5 protein-coding genes and 3 pseudogenes are annotated in these 4296 nt (G+C 66.6%); 6 read left to right on the forward strand and 2 right to left on the reverse strand.

All coding sequences use genetic code 11. The features are described from left to right. Positions 1-126: 126 nt before the first annotated feature. Entirely contained in the window at positions 127-390 is a 264-nt protein-coding gene (locus FMEAI12_RS40390; RefSeq protein WP_112109125.1) for a group II intron maturase-specific domain-containing protein, read from the forward strand. 281 nt (positions 391-671) lie between these two features. On the opposite strand, the gene FMEAI12_RS33480 is transcribed toward FMEAI12_RS40390, so the two are convergent. Then, complete coding sequence (locus FMEAI12_RS33480; protein WP_112109126.1) at positions 672-1061, reverse strand: DUF4333 domain-containing protein; 390 nt, start codon at positions 1059-1061, stop codon at positions 672-674. Positions 1062-1486: 425 nt separating this feature from the next. Here FMEAI12_RS33480 and FMEAI12_RS40395 point away from each other — a divergent pair, with 425 nt between their 5' ends. Continuing rightward, complete coding sequence (locus FMEAI12_RS40395) at positions 1487-1609, forward strand: hypothetical protein (protein ID WP_368672136.1); 123 nt, start codon at positions 1487-1489, stop codon at positions 1607-1609. A 21-nt stretch (positions 1610-1630) separates the two neighbouring features. Here FMEAI12_RS40395 and FMEAI12_RS33490 read toward each other — a convergent pair. Next, positions 1631-1915, reverse strand: a pseudogene (locus FMEAI12_RS33490) (transposase); the annotation flags it as partial. Between FMEAI12_RS33490 and FMEAI12_RS38980 the strand changes: the two are divergent. The 4 genes and pseudogenes from FMEAI12_RS38980 to FMEAI12_RS33510 form a co-directional block, all read left to right on the forward strand. Beyond that, a pseudogene (locus tag FMEAI12_RS38980) lies at positions 1907-1987 on the forward strand (transposase); the annotation flags it as partial. The pseudogenes FMEAI12_RS33490 and FMEAI12_RS38980 sit on opposite strands and share 9 nt — an antisense overlap. 70 nt (positions 1988-2057) lie before the next feature. After that, complete coding sequence (locus tag FMEAI12_RS33500; protein ID WP_112109127.1) at positions 2058-2558, forward strand: hypothetical protein; 501 nt, start codon at positions 2058-2060, stop codon at positions 2556-2558. A gap of 71 nt (positions 2559-2629) precedes the next feature. Continuing rightward, complete coding sequence (locus tag FMEAI12_RS33505; RefSeq protein ID WP_112109128.1) at positions 2630-2860, forward strand: hypothetical protein; 231 nt, start codon at positions 2630-2632, stop codon at positions 2858-2860. 671 nt (positions 2861-3531) lie between these two features. Next, a pseudogene (locus FMEAI12_RS33510) lies at positions 3532-4296 on the forward strand (helix-turn-helix domain-containing protein); the annotation flags it as partial.

Consider the following 4296-nt stretch of genomic DNA (forward strand, 5'->3'; position numbering starts at 1 on the left):
GCACCCACCCGACCCGCCACCCGCAGTCGCCCCAACCCCGGGGTCCACCGTCCGTCGCACACGCATCCTCGACGGGCTGATCAACGAATACCGCAACGCCGCCTGACACCTCCCGGGGAAGACCGGATCAAACCGCAACAGGCCAGATCACAGGCCGAATCGGGATTCTGGAGCCCCACAGGCTGGAACGGCTACTTCCGCCACGGGAACTCCTCGCGGCAGCTCGCAGCGGTTGATCGCTACGTCCACATGAGGTTGGCTATTTTGTCCAGCCGGAAACACCAGCAGTCCGGGCGAGGATGGGGCCGACGCCACGACCCCTCCTGGTTTTCCCGGCTCGGATTATACCGGCTCAGCGGGACGACTCGACGGGTGACAGCGTATGCCTGAACGGTGAACGATGTCGGTGAGCCGTGTGAGGGAGAACCTCATGCACGGATCGACGGGGGGCGGCTGGAAACGGGGCATCGTCAAGGCCGGCCGGGATGAGAAACGTGCGGGGAAACCTCACGGACACAAGTACCGGACCACAATTCCTACAGCCACAATGCAACCGCGCCAGCCGCCTACCCTACACACCGTGTTCTTTCAGCGGATCTACGGTTTCTTCGTCGTCGAGCCTGTGGGCTTGACTGTATGCCGCCGGCCGACGGGATGCTGTGCCGCCCGCGTCAGCCGCCCGCCGGCAGCGGCGTGGTTCCCACCTGGGCGCTGAACTGTACATCATCGTCCCCGTTGACGGAGGTAACCCGCACATTGACCGGATACCGGGTCGTGTCGCCAGTAACGGTAAGAACGCATTGTATTGAGGCGTCGACCTCGGCGGCCAGATCACCGGGGCAGTCGATGTTGGGAGTCGGCCGATTCACCTGCTCGGCCAGCGCGGTGGCCACCCGCCGCTCCAGTTCCGGCTCGGCGACGGCATCTGACCCTCCGATGGAGACCGAGCCGCTGCAGGCGCCCACGGACGCCATTGCCGCAAGCGCGCCGGCCGAGGCGGTGAGGCGCAGGGCGCGGGCGGTCCGGTCCAGATTCCAGTTGCCATTCCGGTTTGTGAGCATTTGCCCATCATGTCATACCTGCCGGACCTGCGGATCCCCCCGGCCGAGCTGCTTGATCTGGCCGCACGGATCGACCTGCGGTCTCCGGAGGAGAAGCGCTTCCTGCATGGTGTAGTTCTGTTGAAGTGAGTTGATCAGGGTGGTACGTCGACCGCGCCTGGCAGGCGTTCCTTCGAAGATTCGATCTTGAATACACCTTCCGGCTGTTCAAGCAGACCTCGACCTGGACCGCCCCACGCCTGCGCGTGAACCACGGACAGGTCAACAGCCGCAGAACCTGAGAGACAGACGGGTTATCGACCTTGAATCTGCAGGGTGACCTTCGGTTCGTGGGGTAGTCCGCGTGTATGAGGTATCCCGATGGCGGCGGGTTGACGGATGCCGACCGGGCCCGCCGTGAACGGGTCCGCTTGCAGGCCGCGGCGATGTTTTCCGAGGGTCTGTCCCCGCCGCAGGTCGCCGTACGGCTGCGGGTGTCGCGCAAGTCGGCCACGCCCTACGACGAGGCAACCGCCTGGTCGCATCACGTCGAACAGATCGCTGCTTGACACTTCAGCTCCTGGGATGTCTTTCGAGTCATCGGCGCAGGAATATGTCTCCCAGGCACGCGCGGGGACCTTCGTCGCGAGGGTGTCCACACGGCGGCGGCCGACGGTGGTGGTCACCTCGGTGTCCTTCTTGACGGCCAGGACGTAGCTGACCCGGTGTTCTTCCAGCCAGTCGCGTAGTTCGGGGTCCGCGCCGTACACCTCGTCGCCGGCGACCCAGCCCAGCTGCCGGTGCGTCACCCAGAACCGGCGGATCCTGTCCAGGGCCAGCAGTGGCTTGGTCGCGAACCCGGCCCTGGCCGGCACACGTCGTCCGACGCGGTCCTCGCCGACGCCGGCATCACCACCGTCAAGATCCCACCCCGGACCCCGCGGGCGTAGAAATCGCCGATCGCCGATCGCCGATCCCGTGCCGACGAGTGCCAGGGGACATGGCAGTCTGCACACTATGACCGCACCGAAGCCGCTGACCAAGGGCGGCAAGGTGGCCATCTGGTTCATGATCGTGTTTATCGCCCTGGTCGGCGTGGGTGGTGGCACCGCCCTGATCGTCGAGGGGCTGGATGGTCGCGATGCCCTGGCTGACGGTCCGGTCGGCACCCTCACTCCCACGGGCCGCCAGTGCGGCAAGGACGACTGCTCGTGGATCGGCGAGTTTGTCAGCGAGGATGGCACGATCACTCGAACCGGTGTCCGCCTACGCGACGCCGAACGGATCCGCCGCAGCGACCCGATGCCGACCAGTATCGACAACGTGCGCCTGCACAACGATGCTGGCCGACCGACCGCCTACACCATCGACTACAACCCGGGGCCGAAGATCGTCGGCGGCGTGTTTCTGCTGGTGTTCTGCCTGGTGGTAGCGGTGTTGTTGGTGCGGATGGTCCGGCGTCACACGCGGCGCGGGCCTACTGAACCGACTGCGAGCGGTACCCGCCCGCCTGCATGACCGGTGACAGACACACTCCAGAAAGTCGGGATGAACGGGCTGCGTGCGCTGCCTGGAGAGGTAAGAACGGCATGAGCGGCGTCGGGAGGTGGAGCCTCGGTATCGGCGTCGGGCTCCTGGCCGTGGCCGTACTGTGTGCGGTGCTGAACCTGGTGCCGGTCGCGGCGATCGCCGGCATCCTGGGCTTGGTCGCGCTCGGCATCGCCGGGTACGACGCGGTCTACTACTGGCTGGACCGGGCCGACCGGCGCCGTCGGGAAGCCAGTGCCCGCCGGGAACGTGAAGCCCGCGAGCGCCGCTGAACGGAGAGCGCCGTACGCGACGCCTCCTCGATGGCGGCCCCTCGCGCCTTGCGTGATTACGCGAGATTGCCGGCTTGAGATCGCCCATGTTGGGCGCCGCATCCCATGGGCATCCTGCAGCACATACTCCGAGGAACTGGCTGACGGGTGTGCCGCGGACGTGCACTACCCGAAGAGGCAGGCCTGAACGGATCCGCGTCGCCGCTGCAGTTCGTGGCGGTGCAGGCACGTGACGGCGTGGGCTGCGCCGCGCAGCCGGGTGGCCGCGACCAGCGGCGCCGAGGTCGGCGTCGACACGGTGCCATCAGGGCGTCGAGGCCGCGGACGAACACCGACTTGGCCGCCTTCAGCGTTCCGGACGCCACGTCAGGGGCTCAGGGGCTCCGTGTTTGGACCCCGCGGACCCGTTTCTCAGCTCGACCACATCGAGCTGATGTCAGGTCTTTTTGTCGGCCTCTGACCGAAGCGGCTGGATCGTCGAGGCTGCGTGGCCCGCGCCACCGGATGGGAAGATCTAGACTGGGCCTTCCGGTCCCGGCATTGAAAGGTTCATGGGCCTGAATGTGGGGCTCGTGACCCCGCCGGCCCGAGCCTGTGGGGCTCCAGAACCCCGATTTGGGCGTTGACCTGCACGTTTGCCTGGCGAACTGGGCCTGTGTCGGGCAGGCTGGATGGTCATGGTGTGGTCGCTGCTCTACGGCCTGACACACAACGCTCTCGGACTGATGCTGCTCCGCATCCGTGGGGACACCTCGAAGGAGATAGAACTCCTCGTCCTGCGACATCAAGTGGCGGTGTTGCGCCGGCAGATGAACCGTCCGACGCTGGAACCGGCGGATCGGGTGATCCTCGCAGCCCTGTCCCGGCTGCCCGCTGGGACGTCTTCTTCGTCACCTCGGCCGTGTTGTGCTGGCACCGTGAGCTCCTCGCACGGAAATGGACCTATCCGCGGAAGTCGCCCGGACGGCCACCGATCCGCGGGGAGATCCGCAACCTGGTCCTGCGCCTCGCGCAGGAAAATCCGACCTGGGGCCACCGCAGGATCCAGGGCGAGCTCGTCGGGTTGGGCTACCCGGTCGGGGTCGCCACCGTCTGGCGGATCCCGCACCGCGCCGGTGTCGACCCCGCGCCCCGCCGGGCCGCCACCTCCTGGCGCGCGTTCCTGTCCGCGCAGGCCTCCGGCATGCTGGCCTGCGATTTTTTCACGGTGGACACCGTGTTCCTCCAGCGGATCTACGTGTTCTTCGTCGTCGAGCACGCCACCCGCCACGTCCATGTTCTCGGGGCCACGAAACAACCGACCGCAGCGTGGGTCACCCAGCAGGCACGGAACATGCTGATGGACCTCAAGGAACGTGGCCACCGGTTCCGGTTCCTCCTCCATGACCGCGACACGAAATTCACGGCTTCCTTCGACTCCGTCTTCGCCGGAACCG

The sequence above is a fragment of the Parafrankia sp. Ea1.12 genome (assembly GCF_900465275.1).
GTDB classification, from domain to species: domain Bacteria; phylum Actinomycetota; class Actinomycetes; order Frankiales; family Frankiaceae; genus Parafrankia; species Parafrankia soli.